Source organism: Sphingomonas piscis, from assembly GCF_011300455.1.
In the GTDB taxonomy this organism is placed as follows: Bacteria; Pseudomonadota; Alphaproteobacteria; order Sphingomonadales; family Sphingomonadaceae; genus Sphingomicrobium; species Sphingomicrobium piscis.
On sequence record NZ_CP049869.1, the window covers coordinates 771,325 to 794,627 of the forward strand.

Annotated in this window: 22 protein-coding genes and 1 pseudogene; 15 read left to right on the plus strand and 8 right to left on the minus strand. The window is 64.5% G+C overall.

All coding sequences use genetic code 11. The features are described from left to right. The 6 genes from G7077_RS03870 to G7077_RS03890 form a co-directional block, all read right to left on the minus strand. Entirely contained in the window at positions 1-1,149 is a 1,149-nt protein-coding gene (locus G7077_RS03870; RefSeq protein ID WP_343040012.1) for a Y-family DNA polymerase, read from the minus strand. Then, a complete protein-coding gene (locus tag G7077_RS14385; RefSeq protein ID WP_343040013.1) occupies positions 1,035-1,805 on the minus strand; it encodes a Y-family DNA polymerase in 771 nt (256 codons plus the stop codon). Before G7077_RS14385 ends, G7077_RS03870 begins: the two co-directional genes overlap by 115 nt. Then, positions 1,720-2,418 (minus strand): ImuA family protein, encoded by a 699-nt coding sequence (locus G7077_RS03875; RefSeq protein WP_166412305.1) that lies wholly within the window; start codon positions 2,416-2,418, stop codon positions 1,720-1,722. Before G7077_RS03875 ends, G7077_RS14385 begins: the two co-directional genes overlap by 86 nt. A 141-nt stretch (positions 2,419-2,559) precedes the next feature. Continuing rightward, positions 2,560-3,042, minus strand: coding sequence for a hypothetical protein (locus tag G7077_RS03880; RefSeq protein ID WP_166410569.1), 483 nt, complete (start codon positions 3,040-3,042; stop codon positions 2,560-2,562). Positions 3,043-3,222: 180 nt separating this feature from the next. Continuing rightward, the gene (locus G7077_RS03885) at positions 3,223-3,381 is read right to left on the minus strand and encodes a Flp family type IVb pilin (protein WP_166410570.1); all 159 of its coding nucleotides are present in this window, start codon (positions 3,379-3,381) and stop codon (positions 3,223-3,225) included. 146 nt (positions 3,382-3,527) lie between these two features. Then, positions 3,528-5,519: a transglycosylase domain-containing protein gene (locus G7077_RS03890; protein WP_246167361.1), complete on the minus strand. Its 1,992-nt coding sequence runs from the start codon at positions 5,517-5,519 to the stop codon at positions 3,528-3,530. A gap of 132 nt (positions 5,520-5,651) precedes the next feature. On the opposite strand from G7077_RS03890, the gene G7077_RS03895 reads away from it, so the two are divergent. From G7077_RS03895 to G7077_RS03905, 3 genes are read left to right on the plus strand one after another with little or no spacing between them, the layout of a single operon-like run. Next, positions 5,652-7,127 carry an ABC transporter substrate-binding protein gene (locus tag G7077_RS03895; RefSeq protein WP_166410571.1) on the plus strand — a complete coding sequence of 492 codons (1,476 nt, stop codon included), beginning with the start codon at positions 5,652-5,654 and terminating at the stop codon, positions 7,125-7,127. Next, positions 7,124-7,549, plus strand: a complete 426-nt coding sequence (locus G7077_RS03900) for a DUF4112 domain-containing protein (RefSeq protein ID WP_166410572.1) — start codon at positions 7,124-7,126, stop codon at positions 7,547-7,549. Before G7077_RS03895 ends, G7077_RS03900 begins: the two co-directional genes overlap by 4 nt. A 2-nt stretch (positions 7,550-7,551) precedes the next feature. Beyond that, entirely contained in the window at positions 7,552-8,283 is a 732-nt protein-coding gene (locus G7077_RS03905) for a 2OG-Fe(II) oxygenase (protein ID WP_166410573.1), read from the plus strand. On the opposite strand, the gene G7077_RS03910 is transcribed toward G7077_RS03905, so the two are convergent. Both G7077_RS03910 and G7077_RS03915 read right to left on the minus strand, forming a co-directional pair. Further along, entirely contained in the window at positions 8,280-9,026 is a 747-nt protein-coding gene (locus G7077_RS03910) for a metallophosphoesterase family protein (protein WP_166410574.1), read from the minus strand. The genes G7077_RS03905 and G7077_RS03910 overlap by 4 nt on opposite strands. Next, positions 9,013-9,795, minus strand: a complete 783-nt coding sequence (locus G7077_RS03915; RefSeq protein WP_166410575.1) for a nucleotidyltransferase family protein — start codon at positions 9,793-9,795, stop codon at positions 9,013-9,015. The genes G7077_RS03910 and G7077_RS03915 overlap by 14 nt, the downstream gene beginning before the upstream one ends. A 90-nt stretch (positions 9,796-9,885) precedes the next feature. Between G7077_RS03915 and G7077_RS03920 the strand changes: the two genes are divergently transcribed. The 12 genes and pseudogenes from G7077_RS03920 (at position 9,886) to G7077_RS03970 (ending at position 23,278) form a co-directional block, all read left to right on the plus strand. Further along, the gene (locus G7077_RS03920) at positions 9,886-10,404 is read left to right on the plus strand and encodes an MgtC/SapB family protein (protein ID WP_166410576.1); all 519 of its coding nucleotides are present in this window, start codon (positions 9,886-9,888) and stop codon (positions 10,402-10,404) included. Positions 10,405-10,437: 33 nt separating this feature from the next. Beyond that, positions 10,438-10,896 (plus strand): copper chaperone PCu(A)C, encoded by a 459-nt coding sequence (locus G7077_RS03925; RefSeq protein ID WP_166410577.1) that lies wholly within the window; start codon positions 10,438-10,440, stop codon positions 10,894-10,896. A gap of 1 nt (position 10,897) precedes the next feature. After that, positions 10,898-11,497: an SCO family protein gene (locus tag G7077_RS03930; RefSeq protein WP_166410578.1), complete on the plus strand. Its 600-nt coding sequence runs from the start codon at positions 10,898-10,900 to the stop codon at positions 11,495-11,497. A gap of 48 nt (positions 11,498-11,545) precedes the next feature. Further along, positions 11,546-12,595 (plus strand): SMP-30/gluconolactonase/LRE family protein, encoded by a 1,050-nt coding sequence (locus G7077_RS03935; protein ID WP_206367689.1) that lies wholly within the window; start codon positions 11,546-11,548, stop codon positions 12,593-12,595. Between the two features lie 97 nt (positions 12,596-12,692). Further along, positions 12,693-13,880 carry a glycoside hydrolase family 43 protein gene (locus G7077_RS03940; protein ID WP_166410579.1) on the plus strand — a complete coding sequence of 396 codons (1,188 nt, stop codon included), beginning with the start codon at positions 12,693-12,695 and terminating at the stop codon, positions 13,878-13,880. A 6-nt stretch (positions 13,881-13,886) separates the two neighbouring features. Continuing rightward, complete coding sequence (gene xylB / locus G7077_RS03945; RefSeq protein WP_166410580.1) at positions 13,887-15,341, plus strand: xylulokinase; 1,455 nt, start codon at positions 13,887-13,889, stop codon at positions 15,339-15,341. Beyond that, complete coding sequence (gene xylA, locus G7077_RS03950) at positions 15,338-16,654, plus strand: xylose isomerase (RefSeq protein WP_166410581.1); 1,317 nt, start codon at positions 15,338-15,340, stop codon at positions 16,652-16,654. Before xylB ends, xylA begins: the two co-directional genes overlap by 4 nt. Positions 16,655-17,116: 462 nt before the next feature. Further along, positions 17,117-18,738 (plus strand): annotated as a pseudogene (locus G7077_RS03955) (glycoside hydrolase family 3 protein); the annotation flags it as partial. Positions 18,739-18,885: 147 nt separating this feature from the next. After that, a complete protein-coding gene (locus tag G7077_RS14040) occupies positions 18,886-19,353 on the plus strand; it encodes a putative glycoside hydrolase (protein WP_246167482.1) in 468 nt (155 codons plus the stop codon). 10 nt (positions 19,354-19,363) lie between these two features. After that, entirely contained in the window at positions 19,364-20,353 is a 990-nt protein-coding gene (locus G7077_RS03960) for a Gfo/Idh/MocA family oxidoreductase (RefSeq protein WP_166410582.1), read from the plus strand. 179 nt (positions 20,354-20,532) lie between these two features. Beyond that, positions 20,533-22,110, plus strand: coding sequence for an aldehyde dehydrogenase (NADP(+)) (locus G7077_RS03965; protein ID WP_425505302.1), 1,578 nt, complete (start codon positions 20,533-20,535; stop codon positions 22,108-22,110). Positions 22,111-22,159: 49 nt separating this feature from the next. Next, entirely contained in the window at positions 22,160-23,278 is a 1,119-nt protein-coding gene (locus tag G7077_RS03970) for a fumarylacetoacetate hydrolase family protein (protein ID WP_166412309.1), read from the plus strand. The last annotated feature ends 25 nt before the right edge of the window (positions 23,279-23,303 follow it).

A 23,303-nucleotide genomic window follows, 5' to 3' on the forward strand; every position in this document is an offset into this window, starting at 1 on the left:
TCACCCGAACGCCCCGTGGAGCCACCAGCTATGGTCGCCGGTGCGTGGGTCGACGCCGTCGCCGCGGCGGAACAGCCAGAAGCGTGCACCGCCTTCATCCTCGACCTGGAAGTAATCGCGGACGCTGTCCGCCTCCTTGCCGTGCTTCCACCATTCCCCGTGGATCCGCTCCGGCCCGTCGGCACGGCGAACGACATGCATCTCACCGCGCCAGGCGAAGCGGATCGGCGGCTGGTCGGGGAGCTCGGCCATCACTTTGTCGATCCTCTCGGGCGGCGACAGCAGGCGCACGGGGCGCGGCCATTCGGCGGGCCAACCGGCGCCCTCCTCCAGCGGCGCGATTTTCCGGACGCTGCGTTCGGGGACGTCGCTTTCGACGAAGGTGGAGCGGTAGAGCGCGCGTTGCCCAAGCCGCATCACCAGCCGGTCGACCAGCTGGCCAAGGTCGGGCACCGGGCCCTCGCCGCCAAGATCGTGCGCCACCGGTTGCGGCTGGAGCGGCTCGCAGCGGCCGGCGGTGAGGCGCATCGCCTCGATCCCGAACCCCGGCTCGACCGCCTCGATCTTCATTGCCAGCAGGCGATGGAGATGGGCGGGATCGCGGGTGGCGCGGGCAGTGCCGATGGTGAGACCCTGCTCCTCCCCATCAACGCGGGTGCAGGTCAGCGTCAGCATGCGGGCGCCAACCCCCTGCCCTTCCAGTGTACGAGTCAGCATGGCGAGCAGATCACGGAGCACCTGTTCGATAGCATCTGCAGTCGCGATCGGCTCCAGCAGGCGGAGGTGGGCCTCCAGTGGTTCTTCGGGGATGAGTGGATCAATTGGCTCGCCGGCCCGGCCCAGTGCCTGGTCGAGGCGGGTCAGCAGCATCTGGCCGAAACGCCGCGCCAAGGGCCCGCGCGGCATGGCGATGAGGTCACCAACCGTGGCGATGCCCATCCGCTGCGCGGTGCGGAGCGCCTTGTCGTCGATCCGCAGCGCCGCCACCGGCATGCTGGCGATCGCCTGCGCTTCCGATCCGCTGGCGCAAAGCGTCACCGGCTTTGCCGTGCATCGGGCCAAGGCGTGCGCAGCTCCGGCGGTTCCAGCAACGGCAATGCGGGCGGTGTAGCCCAGGCGCGCGCAGAAGCGGACGATACGCCGGCACATCCGCTCCTCGCCCCGAACAGGTGCGACACACCGGACAGGTCTAGCCAAAGGCCGGTCGGGTCCGACACCGCGACCCGCGGAGTCCAGCGCCGGGCCGTGAAGATCGCCAGCTGGGTCAGAACGGCTAGGTCCGCGTCCGGTTCGGAGGGGCGGGTCTCCAGCCCGGGGACCAGCGCCTGCGCCTGGGTCACGGCCATTCCGGTGTGGAGGCCGAGTGCGCGGGCGACTGGGCAGGCGGCGGCTACCGTCATCCGCTGTCCGCTGCGTTCAATGGTGACGATGGGCGGGCCGTCCACAGCAATGGGGTCGGATATCATCACCGGCCGCTGCACCGACGGTCCGCTTCGGAACGGCACTTCCGCCGCTTCGCTCCGCCGCCCAAGCTCACGCACCGGCGGCTTCTGGTGGGTGGGCAAGCTGTCGATCTGCGCCTGCACCTCCGCGCGCCGGGCCCAGCGCGCACCGGGGCGCCAGCCGCCGCCGCGCGGGCAGGAGCAATCCTCTATCCGGTTGCCGATGTCCGGCGGATCGGTGGGATCGAATCGGCGGGCGGGCGGCGGCGCAACAGCGTCATGCCGCCTGGCGGACGCCGCCCCGATCCGCCGCAGCCGATCGATGGGAAGGTCCGGCAGGAAGAGCGAGGCGACCCTCGGCATCACTGCCCTCCATGATCCAGTGGTGAGGCTCGCCGCCACGCTGGCGGACGAGATGGATGTTCCAGCGAGGACGGCCGACGCCCGGCACCGGAAGCTCAGCCGACGGCACGCAGCCCACAGTCCAGCGGGTTACGGCGCAGGACGGTTGGACGAGGGGCTCGGCACCATTCTTGCGCCACTTGCGAAGCATCAGCGCCATGGTCCCGCTCTGCTCGGCAGCCAGTTGCAGCCGCCGGGTCGCGGCCATCGGCACCTGCCCAACCTCACCAACCACCGCGGCCAGGCCGCCATGACGAAGCCCCTCTTCCATCACCGCCAACACATCCTCGTCGCGGCGGCATTCGGCCTGGATCAGCCGGTCGGGAGTCAGCCCCGCCTGCGCCAAACCGGGGGCAAACAGGTCGCGCCAGCGAAGAGCCCACAGCACCGGATAGGCCGATACGCGCGCCGTGATACCGGCGATGAACAGCAAGGCCGCGGCATCGTCGTTGATTTTGGAACTGGCGCCGGCCACCTCGTGCAAGGCCCCAAGCAGCAGCCCGCCGCCAAGCCGCGAATCCATGGCCTCGACTCCGAACGACAACACGCCGGACGCATCGGTACGGCCCGCCATCTCGATGGCGCGAACCTCGGCACGAAGCGCTTCCAGGCGCGGATCGGATGATGGCAAAGCAAGGGTCACGGCGACTCGAACGACTCATTTGTTCTCTTTATGTTCCGTGAGTCGCAGGCCAGAGTCAACCAACTCCCATGCTTATTCGAGGGATGCGGTGACGCTGCTGAATGGACGGGCGAGTGCATCTCCAACGGCGAAAAAGGCGATCGATGCCGCCGTTGCGCCAACGAAGATGAAGCAAGCAAACTCCAGCAGGCGGCCGACCAGGCGATTATCCTCGAACCGCGAGCCGGTGGTCGGGCGCTGCGCCGCACGTCGCTCGATCGTTTCCGTTGCGACTGGACAGGCGAGCGACTTGTCCGGCTCGTGGATCACGGCATCCATCGCGATCACGTCTTGCGTCTGGACTCCAAACCGGTCCTCGCCTGACCACACCGCCCGGGCGATGATCACATGCTTCCCGCGCCGAATCTCGATATATTCCCCACGCCTGGGCGGCTGCCGCGACTGGATCAGCAGCCCGCGCGAGGACATGTTGAGGATGAGTGCGTCGCCCCAGCGCTCGGCGATGCGCATCCGCGCTTTGATGAGTACGTTGCGGCGCTGTTCCCGCGGTTTCACGTCTGCGACCCTCCCAGGCCGTTCGAAACGGCGCATGAGAGGTGAGGCGAACAGCCTCAGCAGTAACTTAACACCGGCACCGAAACGGATTCTTCTCCTCCGGTCGCACGTTTGTAGAGCACAAAAAAAGCGGCGGCGCCTTTCGACGCCGCCGCCCTTTTTCAACCGTTCGGCGAAAGCTTAGAGCTTCGCAGCAACGTTGTTGAAGGTCGTGCCCAGCTTGGTGCCGACGCTGCCCATGGCGGCAATCGCGGCAACGGCGATGAGGGCGGCAATCAGGCCGTACTCGATCGCGGTAGCACCATCTTCGTTCTTGATCAGCTTCAGAAACTTGGCCATCTCTGGTCTCCTATAGGCTCCACTTGCGGGGAACCTCTGTTCCCCCACCCGGCCGTTCCATCGCCCAGGTTGCAGCCTTCCTATCCGCGGACCGGTTGAGAAAGTTTTAAAGCCAGCAGTTTCCGTACGTTAACCAATATCGCGGCTCAGCCGCCGAAAAGTTCCTCCAATGCGCGTACCAAATCCCCGACCGGATCGCCGCCTTCGCTGCTCCCCGAGGCTGGCGCTTCGGACCGTTTCACCTTGGGTTTGAACGGCAGTTCAGGCCCTCCGCTTCCTTCGATGGCGATCGCCGAAGTCATGAAGTCCTTCCACATCCCGGCGGGAACCGTTCCGCCCGTCATCCCGCCGAGCGGCTTGTTATCGTCCCGTCCAACCCAGACTCCGACAACGAGATTACCGGCAAAACCGACGAACAGCGCGTCGCGATGCTCTTGAGTCGTTCCCGTCTTCCCGAAGGTTGGAACACGAAGCGCCGCGCGTTTGCCGGTTCCCTGGTTAGCGGCCGACCAGAGAAGGTCGAGCATCGGCGCCCAGTCGCGGCGTCGGTCGAGGCTGCCGCCCCTGCTCCGGAAGAAGTCGGTGAAGCCCTGCTCCTCTTTTTCCTTGATGCTCACCCCTTGGGCGCTGACCGGGTACCTGCCGCCGGCCACGGCGGCGTAGGCGGCCGTAAGCTCCAGCAAGCTGACGCCCTCCGTGCCAAGCGCCGCGCTCGGATGGTTGGGCAGCGGCGTCGATATCCCAAGCTCCCGCGCCACGCGCAGCACGTTCTGGCGACCGACCTGTTCCGACAGGCGAACCGCTGCCGCATTACTCGAACGGGCGAATGCATCCCGCAAGGTGATGCTGCCGCGATACACCCCGTCCGAGTTGGCCGGAGTCCACCCGTCGATCGTGATCGGCCGGTCTTCGATCTTGCTGTCCGGCGTCCAGCCGGAACGCAGGGCCGCGAGGTAGACGAACAGCTTGAAGGCCGATCCGGGCTGCCGGCGCGCTTGCGTGGCGCGGTTGAATGGGCTCGCCTTGTAGCTCTTGCCACCCACCATCGCGACGACCCTGCCGTCCGGCCGCATTGCCACGAGGGCAGCTTGTGCCTGGGCGATCGGAGCGCGTGATATCACGCGTTCGGCGATCCGTTGGAGATCATAGTCGAGGGTAGTCTCAACCTTGACCTCGCCGAAGTCCGCCTCGAACGCGTCGCGGGCTTCGGGGGCAACCCAGTCGGCGAAGTACGTGCCTGCGGGCAACTTCGCTGCTTGCCGAACTGGGCGTGCAGGTGTCACCGCGGACGCCCGGGCAGGGGTTATGACCCCAGTGTCGGCCATTGCAGCCAACACCAGCTTGGCCCGCTTGCGCGAGGCGGCCAGGTTGCGCGTTGGGGCTAGGCGCGAGGGTGCTTGGACGACCCCTGCAAGCATTGCTGACTGCGCGAGCGTGAGATTTTCGGGCTTTTTGTTGAAATAGTGCCGTGCTGCTGCACGAAGGCCGTACACACCGTCCCCGAAATAGACGCTTGATAGGTAGCGCGACAGAATCTCGTCCTTGGTCAGCCACGCCTCCAGCCAGAAGGCGATGATCACCTCCTGTGCCTTGCGCTTGTAGCTTCGATCGCTCGACAGGAAGCTGGTCTTGGCCAGCTGTTGCGTCAGCGTGCTGCCGCCTTGACGGACTCCCCCGGCCCGGAAGTTGGCCACGAAGGCGCGGCCGATGGCGCGCGGGTCGATGCCCCAATGGCGGCGGAACCGGCGATCCTCGATGGCGATGAACGCGTTGGGAGTCAGCGGATTGAGCTTGGCAACTTCAACCGGCGCTTCTTTGATTGCACCGCGCCGCGCAATGGCATGACCATCCGCGGTCATCAGGAGCATGGCAGGGTCGTCGAGCGGTTCAAGCGCCCGGGACAAAGGTGCAGTGACGATCAACCAAGCCAAGGTGATCAGAGTCAGCGCGGCAACAATGTACAGTGTGTGCCGCAACCAACGTCGGCGCTTCGGCGCAGGCTCCGGCGGCTCTGAGTCGAAATCCGTGGTGAGAGTGTCACTATCGGCCACCGGCTCCACGTCCGGAGCGGCGAAGGGGTCGGGCAGATCCTCGACATTGGCGCCATTCCGCGCCCAAATCCCGCCGCCAAATGCCAACTGCGCCTTCTCCGAAACGGCTGAGTGCTTTAGCTTAGTAAAACAGTGAAGAGCAGATATCCAGAGCCTTGCGGAACCTGCGCTCTACCGTCCGGCTTGGGACTGGCGCAGGCTGGGGCTAAGGACGCTGCGATGAACGGGAACCATGCCTTTTCGGCCATCCTGCTGTCCCTTGCAGCGCTGTTGACGCCGGGCTGCAAAAAGGATGACGAGGCGCCGACCAGGGTGGCGGTGATCGGTTCCCGGATGAAGGTGGCCGATCCGTCCAGTTCAGTCCTAAGCGCCGGCGATCAACTCCTGGTCGCCAATGTGGCTCAAGGGCTCGTCCGCTTCGATGCACGCGGTCAGATTGAGCCTGGACTCGCCGAACGATGGAACGTCAGCGACGACGGGCTTAGCTATGTTTTTCGCCTCCGGAGCGCCGAGTGGCACGACGGCAGCAAGCTTACCGCGCAGCAGGTTGCCCGGCTTCTCCGTCGCGCCACCAACCAGGAGGGCCGCAATCCGCTTCGGGATAGCCTCGGTGCAGTGACGGAGATCGTCGCAATGACAGACCGGGTTCTGGAGCTCCGCCTGAGCGCACCGCGGCCGAATCTTCTTCAGCTGCTGGCCCAGCCCGAACTGGCGATCATCCGCGGCGGTGGCTCTGGGCCGTTCCAACTGGGTGAGGATACGGGCGAAGAAGGTCGTCTGACCCTGTCCCGTGAAATCCTCGTCAACGACGGCGACGAGGTGCGGAAGGAAGAGGTGGAGCTTCGACACCTCCCGACCCGCGAAGCGGTTGAAGCCTTCGCTCGCGGCGATGTTGACCTGGTGCTTGGGGGGACATTCGCCGACCTTCCAATCGCTCGCGGGGTTCGGCATCCCCGCAACGCCCTGCTTTTCGATCCCGTAGCCGGGCTGTTCGGGCTGGTGCCCGTCGACAGCGCCGGACCTTTGAACGAACCGGACGTCCGTCGCCTGCTTACCCAGGCGATCGACCGAGACGCCTTGATCGCCGCGTTGGGCGTTCCCAATCTGGCACCCCGAACGACGTTGCTCCAGACGGGACTTGAAGGAGTTCCGACGCTTGCGGCGCAGCCATGGTTTACCAGGCCGCTGTCGGATCGCCGCGCTTCATTGATCGCCGAATCCAACCGTCTGTTCGGCACCGATGAGAAGCCGTCGTTGCGGATTGGCCTTCCGGATGGTTCCGGCGCGGACCTATTGTTTGCGCGTCTTCAGGCGGACTGGGGCGCGATCGGCCTTACCGTGCAGCGGGTTGGTGCGACCGATCGGGCCGACCTTCGGCTGGTGGACGCGGTCGCGCCATCAACATCGCCGTCCTGGTTCCTTCGGCAGTTTCGCTGCGCCGTTGCGCCGATCTGCAGCGAAGATGCCGACGCCTTGCTGGACTCGGCGCGGCAGGCGATGGTGGCCGAGCAACGCGCCGCCTTCTTCCTTCAGGCAGGGCAAGTCATGGATGAGCAGGTTCTCTTCTTTCCTCTGACCGCGCCCATTCGCTGGTCGCTGGTGTCCCCCGCCGTCCAGGGCTTTGCCGGGAACCGCTTTGCCCGTCACACGCTCACCGGTCTAAGGACGCAACTGGAGCGGAGTTCGTCGGAATGAGCACAGACACACAACGCCGATTGTCGGCACTGTCGGCCGAGCCGCAATCCGTCCGCCAGCGCATCGAAGCGCTCGAGCGGGTGATGGAAGGGTTGTTCGAGATCCCCGGTCTGAACCGGAAGGTCGGTTTGGACGTGCTGCTCGACTTCATTCCCGGCGTCGGTCCGACAGCGGCGGCGGCGATCGGCGCTTATCTGGTGTGGGAAGCGCGGAATCTAGGCCTGTCCAAATGGCAGATCGCCCGCATGGGCGGAAACGTCGGAACGGACTGGCTGCTCGGGATGATCCCCTTCGTGGGCGCCATCCCCGACTTCTTCTTTCGGTCGAACAGCCGCAACCTCAGGATCATCAAGCGGCACCTCGACAAGCATCACCCCGGCACCGCAACCCTGAACGCCGACACATTTACACGGCGCTTGTAACATTGGGCGGATCGTCGGGCAGCTTCTCACTTCACCCTGATATCGATCGGCAATCACTCAGGCGCGACTTTGCCGAGCAGGGCTGTGTTCAGATCGCGCCGTTCATCTCCGACGATGCCGCTGAAGAATTGCGGGACCATGTGATAGCCCGCGATGACTGGCGAGTGCGTGTTCTTGCAGGAAGCAGCAAGCCGATCGAGTTCGCATTGCCGGCCTGGACCGCGATGAGCGACACCCAGCGGCAAGCTATCCGTCAGGCTGCGGGACCCATCGATCGAGACCCATTCCGGTACATCTTTCAACAGATCGTTGTCATAGCCGACGACCTCCGCAACCTCGAACCAAGTACCGTACTCGGCCGATTCGCAGCGTTCATGTCGAGCGACCCGGTCGTTGAGCTGATGCGATTCCTTACCGGGGCGCCCGACATTGACGCCGCGGACGCGAGCGCAACCCGTTATGGTGCCGGCGACTTCCTAACCTTGCACAACGACCATCTGGACGAACATGGGCGCAGGGCCGCCTACGTTTTCGGACTCACTAAGGAATGGCGTACCGAGTGGGGCGGGCTGCTGCAGTTCCATTCCAAGTCCGGCGATATCCTGCATGGCAAGGTGCCGCGAATGAACGCGCTGACCTTGTTCGCCGTGCCGCAGGATCACAGCGTCAGCCAGGTATCCAGCTTCGCGCCCAATTCGCGTTACTCGGTCACTGGCTGGCTTCGGGCCACCTAGATATCGAGCAGGGCGTACGGGCGGTCGAACGCCTTTTTCACCACGAACTGCGCGCAATTGTAGACCGGCTTGCCGCCCATCGTCTTGCCTTCGTAGCTGCCGTGATGGGCGTGGCCGTGGACCACCGCCTGGACATGGTCGAAGCGGTCGATCGCGTCTGCCAGCCGTTGGGTGCCGAGATATTGGAAGATCTCCGTCCATTCGCCGACCAACGTGTCCGGGATTGGCGAGTAGTGAAGCACCGCCACGGACTTCGGTGTGCGGATCGTGCGCAGCCCATTCTCGAGCTTGCGCGCCTCATTGTTGGCGACGTCGACGAAGGCCTTGATCTCCGGCTCCCCGAACGGCGCCAACTCGCCGCGTCCGAACCCGCCGACGAAGCCCTTCACGCCGGCAAAGCCGATGCCTTCGATCTCCACCGCTTGCTCGTCGAGCACGGTCATGCCTGCCTGCTGGAGGATCTCCTTCACATGCTCCGGCTGGCCGCATTCGTAATCGTGATTTCCCAGCACACCGACCACGGGCACCTTCGCGGCACGGATGTCGTCGGCGAGGATCTCGGCCTCCTTCGTCTTACCGAAGTTGGTGAGGTCGCCGCACAGCACGATGACGTCCGCTTCGCCCGACATTTCGACGAACAGGTCGCGGTAGGGATTGGCGTTGCTCTCGGTGACGTGAAGGTCGCCGATCGCGGCGATGCGCACCGTGGCGCTGGTGGTGTCCTGCTGTTCAACGTCGTTCATGGCGTTCCTCAAGATTGCCGACGGCTTCGGAGAAGCCCCATTCCTTGATGTCGGGGAGATAGTCGCGCGGGGAGAAGAGCCGGCCGCGGCAGACCTTCATGCCCGGTGCGGGCATTTCCGCCTGCGCCTGCAGGCGCCCGATCAATTCGTCGAACAGCCACCGCGGGATCGCTTCGCGCTCGCTCGGGTAGATGAAGCGGAAGTTGAGCACTGCCATCAGCAGCACTTCCCAGTGAAGCTCCATGTTCGACAGCAGCCGGCGCCAGTCGATTTCGTCATGCTTTTTGAGGATAACGTGGGCGACGTCCGCGCCGTCGTAGCGGTAGCGGTCCTGGACGTAGATCTTCGACCAGACGAACTCGGTCGGCGGCACGATCTTCACCACCGTGTCGTATATGCTGACGCGGGGCGCATGTTCGAACCAGTCGTCGGTGACGTGGGTCGAGGCGGTGGGCATGTTGAAGATAACGTCCAGGAACAGCTCGCCCCGGCACACGCGCGCCAGCCAGCGCTCGTCCACCATCTGGACCTCAAACCCATGGCTCTTGAAGAAGGCGAGGATGCGCAGGCAGTCGCCGGCCTTTGCAAACACGTCGACGTCCTTCGTCGGGCGAACGATCCCGGTGTAAAATGACAAGGCGTAAGTGCCGGACACAAGGAAGGGCACTTCCGACTGGGCGAGCAGGTGCAGCACCTCTGAAAAGAAATCTTCCGAATCCGGTGGCGGGTCGAACTGGGACGTGTCGAGTATGGTAGGCTCGTGAAGCATAAGTCCTGAACGCGGCGCGGCGTTGGAGTTTCCGGAGCGCCATTCACAAAGCCGTGTGCAGCCAGTCGCGACCGGCCGCGTTACACTTTCATGACAGAGCTTCTTCAAGCCAACTCGTTCGAGATTCTGCCTCACCTCCTGTCGCTTCTCGTCGCCTACGCCCTGGCTTTCCCGATTGGCTGGAATCGTGAGCGCGAAGAAAGAAGCGCGGGCCTCCGCACGTTTCCGCTAGTTGCGGTCGCTACCTGCGGCGTCGTGCAGGCGGCGGAGAGCTCGATGCCTGCGACACCGGAGGCGATGGCGCGCATCATCGAAGGGCTGATTACCGGCATGGGTTTCATCGGCGGCGGCGCGATCCTCCGAATGAAGGACAGTGTGCGCGGCACGGCGACCGCCGCGAGCCTTTGGATCACCGGAGCGATCGGCATTTCGGTCGGGCTTGGAAGCTATGATGTCGCGATCTTGCTCGCGGCGGCGACGGTGATCACCTTGTGGCTATTGTCGCCGCTGAAGAAGCTTGGACAGTCCGCCTCCAACCTCACCGAACCGGATGACCGTGCGGCAGCGGATGCGAATGCGGACAAGCCGAAGGAAGAGCGTCAGCAGTAGCGAAGCAGGTGCGCTTGCCCTATCGGCGGCGACATGATCCGCATATCTTCGCCCCTTGCCTTTCTTCTTCTCGCATCTTGCTCCGGCGAGGCTGGCGCGCCCCAGATCGAAGTCAAAGATGCGTGGGTGCGACCCACGGTCGGCGCAGGACAGATGACCGCCGGTTACGCGACCATCGTCAATTCGGGCGGCGCCAACGATCGATTGATCGGCGCGGAGACGGACGCCGCCGCCAAGGTCACGCTCCATTCGTCTTCAAACAAGAATGGCATTGCACGCATGCGCCCGCTGGCAAACGGCCTTCCGGTCGGTGGCGGCGGTACGGCGACGCTTAGCCCGGGCGGCAACCATCTGATGTTGGAACAGCTCAGCCGTCCGCTTGCGCCCGGACAGAGCGTCCGGCTGACCCTTCGCTTCGAGAAAGCGGGTGAAAAGGTCGTCACCGCTGCAGTTAGGAATGAACCGGCAACGACGGGTCACGAAGGACATTGAGATGAAGCGCGTTCGCATCTTCCTGTGGTTGCTGGTCGCACTTGCGCTTGCCGGCTTTGCATATCTCCAGCTGCGGCCTGCACCGGAGCAGGCTGGCGGCAGCGGTTCGGCTGTGTCCGCCCTGACACTGGGTGGACCGTTCACCCTCACCGGCGCCGACGGCAAGCCGTTCAGCAGCCAAACGCTCAGCGGGAAGCCCTACGTCATTTTCTTCGGCTTCACCCATTGCCCCGACGTTTGCCCGACGACGCTGGCGCGCCTAGTGCGCTTGCGTCAGCAGCTCGGCGGCGACGGCAACACGCCGGCAATTCTGTTCGTGTCCGTCGACCCGGAGCGCGACGGCCCTGCTGAGGTCGGCAAATATGCGACCTTGTTCAACGCGCCGATCACCGGGCTTACGGGCACGCCCGCTCAGATTGCGCAGGTGAAGAAGCAGTTCGGCATCTTTTCAAAGAAGGTGCTTGACGGAAGCGGCGGCTACAGCGTCGATCATACGGCAACCGCCCTGCTATTCGGCAGTGACGGCAAGTTCGTCGCCACGATTGCGCCGGAGGAACCCGACAGCAGTGCGCTGGACAAGCTGAAGCGGATCGCCGGCTGATGCGATTCCCGCTTGCCCTCCCTGCGCTTTGCGGCGAACCTTGCGGCCATGAAACAACTTCTCGCCGCCACCGCCCTGCTCTTCACTCTTAGCGCCGCCGCACCGATGAACGCGCCCGTCCCCGAAGCGAAGATCGAGCGGCAGGATGCCGCGCTCGACCGGCTGATCGCTCCCGGCACCACCGTCCGCAAGCTCGGCGAAGGCATGCGATGGTCGGAAGGTCCGGTGTGGATCGCCGACGGACAATATCTGCTGTTCAGTGATGTGCCGGGCAACCGAATCCACAAGTGGAGCGAAGCAGAAGGCCTAACCGTCTGGAAGGAGCCCTCGGGTGGCGACGGACCGGCCAAGCCCGGCTTTCGGGAGCCGGGCACCAACGGATTGAAGCCCGGGTTCGCCGGACAGATCCTCGCCGCCGATCATGGCAGCCGGGCGATCGCCGCCATCGACCTCGCGACCAAGGCGAAGCGGATGCTGGTCACCAGCTATCAGGGGAAGAAGTTCAACTCGCCTAATGACATTGCGGTCGCCGCTGACGGGACGATCTGGTTCACTGACCCGCCCTACGGGCTCGACGGGCTGAACGATTCCCCGCTCAAGGAGCAAAAGGCCAACGGCGTCTATCGGGCGACATCGGACGGCAAGGCCGTACTGGTCGAACCGTCGCTAAGCTTTCCCAACGGCCTCGGCTTCTCGCCCGACGGAAAGACGTTGTACGTTACTGTCTCCGATCCCAAGCGCGCGGTCATCATGGCTTATGACGTGACGCCGCAGCAAACGTTGGCCCGCGCCCGCGTGTTCAGCGACATGACGGCGCTGGTAAGCCCGGCGAACCCCGGCCTTCCGGACGGCATGACCGTCGACGAATATGGCAACGTCTGGTCCAGCGGCCCGGGCGGCATTCACATCTTCTCGCCGGCGGGTAAGCGGCTCGGGCTCATCAGAACGGGCACGGCGATCGCCAACCTGGCGTTTGGCGGACCCGATGGAACGACACTGTTCCTGACCTCCAATCACATGCTGGTGTCGCTACCCACCAAGGTGCACGCGGCGCCTGTCCACGCACCCGCCATCTTCGAAACCGGCGAGCGCGGATAGGGTTCATCAAAGCAGCGCTTGCCAGAATCGGCAGCGCTCTGTTAGCGCTAACAGCGGGAGAGTCGGGGGACGTCGACCAACCCGGGAGAGGAATGAAATGAACGGCAAAGCGTATCTGGCCCTGTTGGCCGCTGGCACGGCTTCCATCACCCTGTCCGGCTGCACCACCGCAGCTGCGGTCGCTGCAGCGCAGGTCGCATCCACTGCGGCGCAGGTGGCAGCGCAGGCCAACACTGCAGAGGCTGCCGCTCCAGCGCCAGCTGTTGTAGCTGCAGCAGCAAACGAGCCCCGCTCGCCGGAAGGTCTGCGCTACCTCTCGCAGCCATTGGTCACGGAAATCTACACCGCCGATCCATCGGCGCACGTGTTCGACAACCGTTTCTACATCTACGGTTCGCACGACATCAACGGCACGACGCCGGAAGACGATCTCGGCTCCCACTTCGAGATGCGCGACTATCGCGTGCTGTCGATGGACAGGGTCGGTGCGCCGGTGACGGTTCACCCGGTAGCCCTCGATATCAAGGACGTGCCCTGGGCGGGCCGGCAGATGTGGGCGCCCGACGCCGCCTTCAAGAACGGCAAATACTACCTCTATTTCCCGGCCAAGGATAAGCAGGACGTCTTCCGCATCGGCGTTGCCACCAGCAACAGTCCGACCGGTCCGTTCACCGCGCAGCCGCAGGCGATCAAGGGCAGCTACAGCATGGACCCGGCCGTCTTCACCGACGACGACGGCACCAGCTACATGTATTTCGGCGGCATCTGGGGCGGGCAGCTCCAGCGCTGGAACGGCAACACTTACAATCCGGACGGCGGCAATACCGACCTGAAGCAGGACAATGCCCCGGCAGCGGCGCCCCGCGTCGCCAAGATGCGTGGCGACATGCTCGAGTTCGCGGAGAGCCCGCGTCAGGTGCAGATCGTCGATGAGGCAGGCAAGCCTATCCTGGGTGGCGACCACGACCGGCGCTTCTTCGAAGCCTCGTGGATGCACAAGTACAACGGCAAATACTATTTCAGCTATTCGACCGGCGACACGCACTTCATCGCTTATGCAACGGGCGACTCACCCTATGGCCCGTTCACCTATCGCGGGCGCATCCTGTCGCCGGTCCAGGGTTGGACATCGCACCATTCGATCGTCCAGAAGGACGGCCGCTGGTGGCTGTTCTACCACGACACGCAGCTCACGAATAAGACTCACCTGCGCAATGTGAAGGTGACGGAGCTGACCTATAATCCGGATGGCACGATCCGGACCATTGACCCTTTCGTCCGTTAAGCCGTCATGTATCTCGGCATTGATGTCGGCACGTCCGGCGTAAAGGCGGCATTGCTTGCCGCCGACGGCTCGCTGGTCGAGCAGGCGACGGCGCCGCTCGAAGTTTCCCGCCCCGCCCCGATGCACTCGGAACAGGACCCAGCCGACTGGTGGGCGGCGACGGAAAAGGCGGTGCTGTCGCTTAAGGCTCAGAACCGCAAGGCGGTGCGGGGCATCGGCGTTGCCGGGCAAATGCACGGCGCCACCCTGCTCGATGCGCAGGACCGTGTGCTTCGCCCCGCTATTTTGTGGAACGACGGTCGCTCCGAAGCCGAGTGCGCAGAACTGGAAGCCGCCGAACCGCGCAGCCGCGAGATCATCGCCAACGCGGTAATGGCCGGCTTCACCGCGCCCAAGCTGCTGTGGGTGAGGAAGCACGAGCGGGAGATCTTTGACCAGGTCCGCTCCGTGCTGCTGCCCAAGGATTATGTGCGGCTGCTGATGACCGGCACCAAGGCGTGCGACATGGCGGACGCCAGCGGCACCTGCTGGCTCGACGTGGCAAACAGGTCCTGGTCCGAAGAGATGCTGACCGCCACCGGGCTCAGCCTCTCGGCGATGCCCGAGCTGTTCGAAGGCAATGCTGTCACCGGCAATCTCTTGGCCGACGTCGCCGCACGCTGGGGCATGGACAGCGTGCCCGTCGTTGCCGGCGGCGGCGATAATGCCGCGGCTGCGGTCGGCCTTGGCGTGGTCAATGATGGCGATGCCTTCATCTCGCTCGGTACATCGGGTGTCGTGTTCGTCGCCACCGACAGCCTGCGCGCCAACCCGAGCCGAGGCCTTCATGCGTTCTGTCACGCATTACCCAACATGTGGCACCAGATGTCGGTGATGCTGAGCGCCGCCGCCTCGCTCGACTGGGCGTCGAAGAATGTACTCGGCACGGAGGACGTTCCTGCGCTGCTGACGCTCGCCGAGGACAGCACCGGCGAAGCGCCCTACTTCCTTCCGTACCTGACTGGCGAGCGTACCCCCCACGCCGACCCGCATGCGCAGGGCGTTCTGTTCGGGCTGCGCGCCGAGACGGGGCGTCCGGAAATCGCCCGATCGATCGTCGAGGGTGTCGCGATGGGTCTCCGCGACGGGCTCGATACGATTACCGAGTCGGGCTCCAAAGTCGAAAGCCTCACCGTGGCTGGCGGCGGCTCGCGCTCTCTCTTCTGGGGCCGCATCCTCGCCGGTGCGCTCGACACGCCGCTCGTCTACCGCGCCGGCGGGGACGTTGGTCCCGCTTTCGGCGCCGCGCGGCTTGCGCTGATGGCAGTGGAGGGCGCACCGGTTGCCGATGCTTGCCCACCCCCGACCATGATCGCGACCGTGGAACCCGAGCCCGCGATCGTTTCCTACTTTCAAGGGCGGCAGCCGCGCTTCCGCTCCCTCTATTCCGCACTCCAGTCCAGCTTCCGAGGTGACCAATGACCGACCGCGTTTTCGCCGACATCGAGCCCATCAAGTATGAGGGCCCGGACAGCGACAATATGCTCGCCTACCGCTATTACGATCCCAAGCGACAGGTGCTGGGCAAGTCGATGGAGGAGCATCTCCGCCTCGCCGTTTGCTATTGGCATAGCTTCGCCTGGCCGGGTGCGGACATTTTTGGCGCGGGCACGTTCGAGCGTCCTTGGATGCCGGCGCAGGCCTGCACTGAGGACATGGCCGAGATCAAGCTGCAGAACGCATTCGACTTCTTCGAGCGGCTCGGCGCCCCCTTCTTCTGCTTCCACGATGTCGACGCCATGGCCGTCGCCAACACGACGCAGGAGCATCAGCGCAACCTGGCCGCCATTGCAGACGCAATGCAGAAGCGGATGGAGACCGGTGGCACCAAGCTGCTGTGGGGCACCGCCAACCTCTTCTCCCACCCGCGCTATGCCGCCGGTGCGGCGACCAGCCCCGATCCCGACATCTATGCGTGGGCCGCCTTCCAGGTCCGCGAAATGCTGGAGACCACGCATCGTCTGGGCGGCGCGAATTACGTCCTGTGGGGCGGCCGGGAAGGCTACGACTCTATTCTCAACACCAAGCTGGGCCAGGAGCTCGATCAGCTCGGCCGCTTCCTGAATATGGTCGTCGAGCACAAGCATAAGATCGGCTTCACGGGCAAAATCCTGATTGAACCGAAGCCGCATGAGCCGGCCAAGCACCAGTACGATCGCGACACGGCCACTGTGTACGGCTTCCTGGAGCGCTACGGCCTCATCGGCGAAGTGTTCGTCAACATCGAGGCGAACCATGCGACTCTCGCCGGCAACAGCTTCGAGCATGAGATCGCTACCGCCGTCGCGCTGGGCGTGTTCGGCTCCATCGACATCAACCGCGGCGACCCGCAGAACGGCTGGGACACGGACCAATTCCCGAACGATGTGCCGGGCCTGACGCTGGCGTTGCTGGAGATCCTGAAGGGCGGCGGTTTCGACACCGGCGGCTTCAACTTCGACAGCAAGGTGCGGCGCCAGTCGATCGATCCTGTCGATCTCTACTACGGCCACATTGGCGGCATCGACGTTCTCGCCAAGGCGCTGCTCAATGCGGCCGCGCTCATCGAAGATGGCCGACTGCAGAAGTTCGCCGACGAACGCTACGCCGGCTGGCAGGGCGAGTTCGGGCAGAAGGCGCTGAAGTCTGCAACGCTTGCAGAACTGGCCGACCATGCGCTGCAGGCGAACAGCACCAAGCGTCCGTCATCCGGTCGTCAGGAATATCTCGAAAACCTCATCAACCGCTTCGTCTGATCCAAAACCATCTCCGATGAACGTGTCGCCCGGCCTTCGTGCCGGGCGATTTCGCATGTGAAGAACGAGATTTCGGTACGTTTGCGCAATGTTAGCGTTACCAAGCACTTGTGGGCCTTTTCCCTTGCCCATAAGCACGTCGGTCGGAGCCTGGGAGAGCTCCTTGGAGGGAATGCACACATGTTGACGGCTAAGCGCGCGTCGTTCGTCCTCGCTGCTCTGCTAGCGAGCGCCTGCACCACCACTGCCCCGGTCGCCCCCGCAGCGCCCATGGCGCCGGAAGCGCCGGCCGCACCGCAGGCGCCTGCCGACGCCCGTGTGCGCTGGCCCTCGGTCCAGAGCCAGGTGCCGATCGACGCCGCGGTTGAATCGCGCATCACCCGGATCATGAGCCGCATGAGCGTCGACGAGAAAGTCGCGCAGACGATCCAGCCGGACATCTCGACGGTCACCCCCGCCGACATGCGGAAGTATAAGTTCGGCTCGATCCTGGCCGGCGGCAATTCGGCACCGAACAATCAGGACATCACCTCGACCGGCGCCGACTGGCTGAAGCTTGCCGACGAATTTTGGGATGCGGCGAACACCGCCCAGTGGTCCGGCGACAAGATCCCGCCGATCTTCGGCATCGACGCCGTCCACGGCCACGCCAACATCCCGGGTGCCACCATCTTCCCGCAGAATGTCGGCCTAGGCGCAATGCGCGACCCCGACATCATCGAGAAGATCGGCGAGATCACTGCCAAGGAAATGACCGTCACCGGCATCGAATGGGATTTCTCGCCCACTATCGCGGTTGGCCGCGACGATCGCTGGGGCCGCTCGTACGAATCCTTCTCCGAAAACCCGGAGGTCGTCCGCGCCTACTCGCCGCGAATGATCCTCGGCCTTCAAGGCCGTCCCGGAACGCCGGACTTCATGGGCCCGGGCCGCGTCGTCGGAACGGTGAAGCATTTCGTCGGCGACGGCGGCACCGATGGCGGCAAGGACCAGGGCGACAATCTTTCAACCCCCGAGCAGTTGCGCGATATCCACGGCGCAGGCTACCCACCTGCCATCGAATCCGGCGTGCAAAGCGTCATGGCCAGCTTCTCGCTGGTGCGCGGCGAAAAGGTGCACGGCAGCAAGGAATTGCTGACCGACATCCTGAAGGGCGACATGAACTTCAACGGATTCGTCGTCGGCGACTGGAACGCGCACGGTCAGGTGCCCGGCTGCACGAACACCAATTGCCCGCAATCGATCAACGCCGGTCTCGACATGTATATGGCGCCCGACAGCTGGAAAGGCCTTTACGAAAATACGCTGGCGCAGGTGAATTCGGGCGTGATCCCGATGTCACGCCTGGATGATGCGGTGCGCCGGATCCTTCGCGTCAAAATCCGCGCCGGCCTGTTCGAGAGGCCGAAGCCCTCGGCTCGTCCGTTTGGCGGTCAGTTCAACCTGCTCGGTGCGCCCGAGCATCGCGCCGTGGCGCGTGAGGCGGTGCGCAAGTCGCTGGTGCTGTTAAAGAACAGCAATCAGATCCTGCCGCTGCGGCCGCAGGCGAATGTGCTGGTGGTGGGTGACGGCGCCGACAATATCGCCAAGCAATCGGGCGGCTGGACGCTGACCTGGCAGGGCACCGGCCTGAAGAACAGCGACTTCCGCAATGCCCAGTCGATTTATTCGGGCATTCGCGAAGCGGTAACCGCCGCCGGTGGCCGTGCGACCCTCAGTGCCGACGGCAAGTACGGCCGCAAGCCCGATGTCGCGATCGTCGTCTTTGGTGAGGATCCCTATGCCGAGTTCGTGGGCGACCGCCCGCGCTCGGTCGAGTTCAGCCCGGCCGACAAGAAGGATTTGGCGCTGCTTCAGCGGCTCAAGAAGGCGGGCATTCCTGTTGTCTCCGTCTTCCTCTCGGGCCGCCCCTGTGGGCGAATCCAGAGATCAACGCGTCAGATGCCTTCGTTGCGGCGTTCCTGCCAGGCGGCGAAGGCGGGGGCGTGTCGGACGTTTTGTTCCGAAAGGCCGACGGCAGCGTGAACCACGACTTCACCGGCAAGCTCGCCTTTTCGTGGCCGAAGCGGGTCGACCAGACGCCGCTGAACTTCGGCGATGCCAATTATGATCCGTTGTTCGCCTACGGTTATGGTCTCAGCTACGGCCAGCCTGGCGAGCTTGCCGCACTGTCCGAGGACCGTCCACCGAACGAGGATCTGCCCGATGGCATTCTGTTCGGCCGCGGCACCGTGCCGCAGGGCTGGAACTTCGACTTCCTGCCCGGCACCGCCGGCCAGATCCGGAGCATCGACCGCCGCGCGCAGGAAGACGCGCGCAGCATCCTCTTCCCGGGGACCGGAACGTCGGCTGTTGCGATCCAGGCGCCCGCCGCGCTGGATTTCAATCGGCAGTTCACCGGCCAGCTTCACCTTGTGATGGAGTATCGCATCGACCGCCGGCCCACCGGCCCGGTGGTGCTGCGTATGCTGTCCGGCAGCGCGGCCGGTGCGGATGTTCCGGTCACCAACACGTTCCGCTCGGCGCCGCTCGGCCAATGGCAGACGCTGACTCTGCCGCTTGGCTGCTTCGGCCGCGGGCTCGATGCGACCAAGATCACGGCACCACTGGTGATCGAGACCGCCGGGCAGCTCGGTCTCTCCGTCTCCGACGTGAAGATCATCAGCGCGAACACGCCTCAGGGTCAGTGCGGCAGCTAAGCCCGCGGGCATGATCCGCGTCGGCCTCGCAGGCTACGGACTGGGCGGGAGCGCGTTTCACGCCCCGCTCATCCGGGCCTGCGAAGGTCTCGAGCTTAGCGGCATCCTGACTAGCCGCGACGTGGCTGGTCGCGTCGACAGCCTCGATGCGCTGATCGCCGGCTGTGACCTGATCGTGGTCGCAACGCCCAATGCCACACACTTCCCCTTTGCTAAGGCTGCGCTCGAGGCCGGCCGGCATGTGGTGATCGAGAAGCCATTCACTGCGACAGTCGAGGAAGCGGACGCTCTGATGGCGCTGGCCGATCGGCAGCAGCGCCTGCTTACCGTGTTTCATAACCGCCGCTGGGACAGCGACTTCCTGACGCTGCGCGACATGCTCCCCCGCTTGGGTGCGGTGCAATTGTTCGAAGCCAATTGGGATCGCTTTCGCGTCGAGATCCGTGACAGTTGGAAAGAAGCGCCGGACGGGAGCACGGGGCTGCTCGCCGACCTTGGTTCGCACATGATCGATCAGGTGCTGCAGCTGTTCGGACCGCCTGACGCACTGCAGGCGGACATGGCCAAGCAGCGCCCTGGTGTCAGGGTCGACGACTATTTTCAGCTCACCTTGTTCTATGGCGACATGCGCGCCGTGCTGAGCGGCTCCACCCTGGTGGCAAGCGCACGTCCGCGCTTTGCGGTGCACGGCATGGGCGGCAGCTTCATCAAGCATGGCCTCGACCCGCAGGAAGGGCAGCTTAAGGGCGGGCTGATCCCCGGATCGCCAGATTACGGCCTCGACCCCTCGCCCGGTCGTTTCGTGACGCCGAGCGGCACGACGGAGCTATTGCCGTCTGGCCGCGGCAACTATCTCGCCTTCTATCAGGGTGTCGCCCAGGCTATCGTGAGCGGCGCTCCGCCGCCTGTCCTGCCTAACGAAGCGCGGGACGTCATGCGTATCATTGAACTTGCCAAACGCAGTGCCGACATTGGCGAACGCCTGAAACTTCCCATCTGATACCGTGCTGGACTAGCGCCCGCCGACTGAAAATGTTAGCGCTACCAGTCTAGCCCGAGTCACGGCACTTCCTGGTTGCAAAATCCGGTTGGAACGCCAAGGCACGGTGGACCGCTCAAGCTCGACGGAGCGGCCGCCGTGAGCAGGCGCGGGCGAGCAGTAAAACGGAGAGTGCTGACGTGATTGAAGGCAAGATGTTCATCGGCGCCCGTGCGGTGCAGGGTACCCAGGGCGAGATTCGCGGGATCAGCGCGGCCACGGGCGAGAAGCTCGACCCGGCATTCGGTGGCGCCACCAAGGACGACCTCGACGATTCCTGCCGCTTGGCCGACGAAGCCTTCGACACTTATCGCAACACCGATCCGGAAACCCGCGCCGCTTTCCTGGAGGCGATCGCCCAGAACATTCTCGACCTTGGCGACGAGCTGGTTGAGCGCTGCATGACCGAGAGCGGACTGCCTCGTCCCCGTATCGAGGGCGAGCGCGGCCGCACGGTCGGTCAGCTTCGCCTATTCGCGCAGGTGGTGCGTGCCGGCCGCTATCTCGACGTCCGCATCGATCCGGCTATGCCGGACCGCCAGCCGCTTCCACGCCCTGATCTTCGGTCGCGCATGATCCCGGTCGGGCCGGTCGCAGTTTTCGGCGCGTCCAACTTCCCGCTCGCTTTCTCGGTCGCCGGTGGCGACACCGCTTCCGCGCTCGCGGCCGGCTGCCCGGTCGTCGCCAAAGCCCACTCGGCGCACCCCGGCACCTCTGAACTGGTCGGCTCCGCCATCCAGAAAGCAGTTGCCTCCAGCGGCCTCCCCGAAGGTGTCTTCTCGCTGCTATTCGATAGCGGCCGCGAAATCGGCCAGGGCTTGGTCGCCGACCACCGCATCAAGGCCGTCGGCTTCACCGGTTCGCGCGGCGGCGGAACCGCGCTGATGAAGATAGCGGCCGAGCGCAAAGAGCCGATCCCGGTCTATGCCGAGATGAGCTCGATCAATCCAGTGATCCTGTTCGAAGGTGCGCTTAAGGAGCGCGCCGAAGCGATCGGCAAGGCGTTCGTCGGCTCGCTGACGCTCGGCGCCGGTCAGTTCTGCACCAATCCTGGCCTAATCCTCGCCGAAGAGGGCGAAGGCCTGAATACATTTCTCAGCGCGGCAGCTGAGACCCTGAAGGAAGCGGCGGCATCGACCATGCTGACGCCGGGCATTCACCAGTCCTACTGCCAAGGCGTCGAGGCGCTCGCCGGCCACAACCAGGTGGAAACGGTCGCGCGGGGCAAGGCGGGTGAGAACTTCCAGGGTCAGGCCGCGCTGTTTGCGACCTCCTCCGAAGCGTTCCTTGCCGATCCCCACCTCCAGGAAGAAGTATTCGGTTCCAGCTCGCTGGTGGTCCGTTGCCCCGATCGCGATGCCGTGCGCGACGTCGTCGAGGCGCTCGAAGGCCAGCTGACGGCAGCGATTCACATTGCCGAGTCCGATTATCCGCAAGCCAAGGAGCTGCTGCCACTTCTCGAGAAGAAGGTTGGCCGCATCCTCGTCAACGGTTTCGGCACGGGAGTTGAGGTCGCGCATGCAATGGTTCACGGCGGCCCGTACCCGTCCACGGCCGATGGGCGCTCGACGTCGGTTGGCACGATGGCCATTGATCGCTTCCTGCGCCCGGTCAGCTACCAAGACTTGCCGGACGCGCTGCTTCCTGACGACGTCAAGGACAGCAATCCGCATAAGCTCGAGCGTTTGATGGACGGCAAGGCCGTTCTCGCCGACTAAGACTTAAACAAACGGGGTGAAGGGCTTGGAGCAGGCTTTCTCGGCGGCGATGCTGCCTGACGATCTCGACGGCGCGGTTCTTGCAGGCCGACTTCGGCTGGATGCGGGACCGACGCCGGTCATCATCCGGGGCGGCGAGGTGTTCGACGTCTCCCGCACCGCGCCGACGGTCGCCGACCTCCTCGACCGCGATGATGCGGCGAGTGTCACCGGCGAACGAATTTGTTCGACCGAGGAGCTCATTGCCAAGGTCGCGTCGTCGGCGCCTGGTTCCTACCTGCTGTCGCCAGTCGACCTTCAAGTCGTGAAGGCGGCCGGCGTCACATTCGCGGTGTCTGCCGTGGAACGGGTGATCGAGGAACGGGCGCGCGGCGACAGCGACAAGGCGGCGCAGATCCGCACCTCGTTGGAAAGCACGATCGGCAAGGGAATCCGCGCGGTGGTTCCCGGAAGCGAGGAGGCTGCAAAGCTCAAGGACGCTTTGCTCGAAGCGGGCATGTGGTCCCAGTATCTTGAGGTCGCGATCGGCCCGGATGCCGAGATCTTTACCAAGTCGGCCGTGCTTTCCACCGTCGGCTGGGGCGCGGAGATCGGCGTGCGTTCGGACTCCACCTGGAACAATCCGGAACCCGAGGTCGTGCTGATCGTCAACAGCCATGGCAAGGCTATGGGCGCGACGCTCGGCAACGACGTTAACCTGCGCGACTTTGAGGGCCGAAGCGCGCTGCTGCTGTCCAAGGCCAAGGACAATAATGCGTCCTGCGCCATCGGTCCCTTCATTCGCTTGTTCGACGAGCAGTTCACGATGGACGACGTTCGCAATGCGGTCGTCGAGCTCGATATTGACGGTCCGGAAGGCTACCGCCTTGAAGGCACCAATCGGATGACGGAGATCAGCCGCGATCCCGAGGAACTGGTCCGACAGGCGCTCAGCGAACATCATTTCCCGGATGGCTTTACCCTGTTCCTGGGCACCCTGTTCGCGCCGGTGCAGGACCGGGACGAGGCGGGCCGCGGCTTTACCCACAAGATCGGCGACGTGGTGAAGATCTCCGCGCCGAAGATCGGCACGTTGCAGAACCGGGTCACAACCTCGCGCGATGCGCCGGCCTGGCACTTCGGCGTGCGTGACCTGATGCGAAATCTCGCAGGCCGCGGCCTGCTTTAAACAACAACGCCCTCGCTCGAAGGGT

Excerpts from the sequence above, each read along its gene's own strand:
- G7077_RS03870 (WP_343040012.1), bottom strand. The coding sequence starts at position 1,149 with ATGTGCCGGCGTATCGTCCGCTTCTGCGCGCGCCTGGGCTACACCGCC.
- G7077_RS14385 (WP_343040013.1), bottom strand. The coding sequence starts at position 1,805 with ATGCCGAGGGTCGCCTCGCTCTTCCTGCCGGACCTTCCCATCGATCGG.
- G7077_RS03875 (WP_166412305.1), bottom strand. The coding sequence starts at position 2,418 with ATGGCGGGCCGTACCGATGCGTCCGGCGTGTTGTCGTTCGGAGTCGAG.
- G7077_RS03885 (WP_166410570.1), bottom strand. The coding sequence starts at position 3,381 with ATGGCCAAGTTTCTGAAGCTGATCAAGAACGAAGATGGTGCTACCGCG.
- G7077_RS03895 (WP_166410571.1), top strand. The coding sequence starts at position 5,652 with ATGAACGGGAACCATGCCTTTTCGGCCATCCTGCTGTCCCTTGCAGCG.
- G7077_RS03900 (WP_166410572.1), top strand. The coding sequence starts at position 7,124 with ATGAGCACAGACACACAACGCCGATTGTCGGCACTGTCGGCCGAGCCG.
- G7077_RS03910 (WP_166410574.1), bottom strand. The coding sequence starts at position 9,026 with ATGAACGACGTTGAACAGCAGGACACCACCAGCGCCACGGTGCGCATC.
- G7077_RS03915 (WP_166410575.1), bottom strand. The coding sequence starts at position 9,795 with ATGCTTCACGAGCCTACCATACTCGACACGTCCCAGTTCGACCCGCCA.
- G7077_RS03920 (WP_166410576.1), top strand. The coding sequence starts at position 9,886 with ATGACAGAGCTTCTTCAAGCCAACTCGTTCGAGATTCTGCCTCACCTC.
- G7077_RS03925 (WP_166410577.1), top strand. The coding sequence starts at position 10,438 with ATGATCCGCATATCTTCGCCCCTTGCCTTTCTTCTTCTCGCATCTTGC.
- G7077_RS03930 (WP_166410578.1), top strand. The coding sequence starts at position 10,898 with ATGAAGCGCGTTCGCATCTTCCTGTGGTTGCTGGTCGCACTTGCGCTT.
- G7077_RS03935 (WP_206367689.1), top strand. The coding sequence starts at position 11,546 with ATGAAACAACTTCTCGCCGCCACCGCCCTGCTCTTCACTCTTAGCGCC.
- G7077_RS03940 (WP_166410579.1), top strand. The coding sequence starts at position 12,693 with ATGAACGGCAAAGCGTATCTGGCCCTGTTGGCCGCTGGCACGGCTTCC.
- xylB (WP_166410580.1), top strand. The coding sequence starts at position 13,887 with ATGTATCTCGGCATTGATGTCGGCACGTCCGGCGTAAAGGCGGCATTG.
- xylA (WP_166410581.1), top strand. The coding sequence starts at position 15,338 with ATGACCGACCGCGTTTTCGCCGACATCGAGCCCATCAAGTATGAGGGC.
- G7077_RS03960 (WP_166410582.1), top strand. The coding sequence starts at position 19,364 with ATGATCCGCGTCGGCCTCGCAGGCTACGGACTGGGCGGGAGCGCGTTT.
- G7077_RS03970 (WP_166412309.1), top strand. The coding sequence starts at position 22,160 with ATGCTGCCTGACGATCTCGACGGCGCGGTTCTTGCAGGCCGACTTCGG.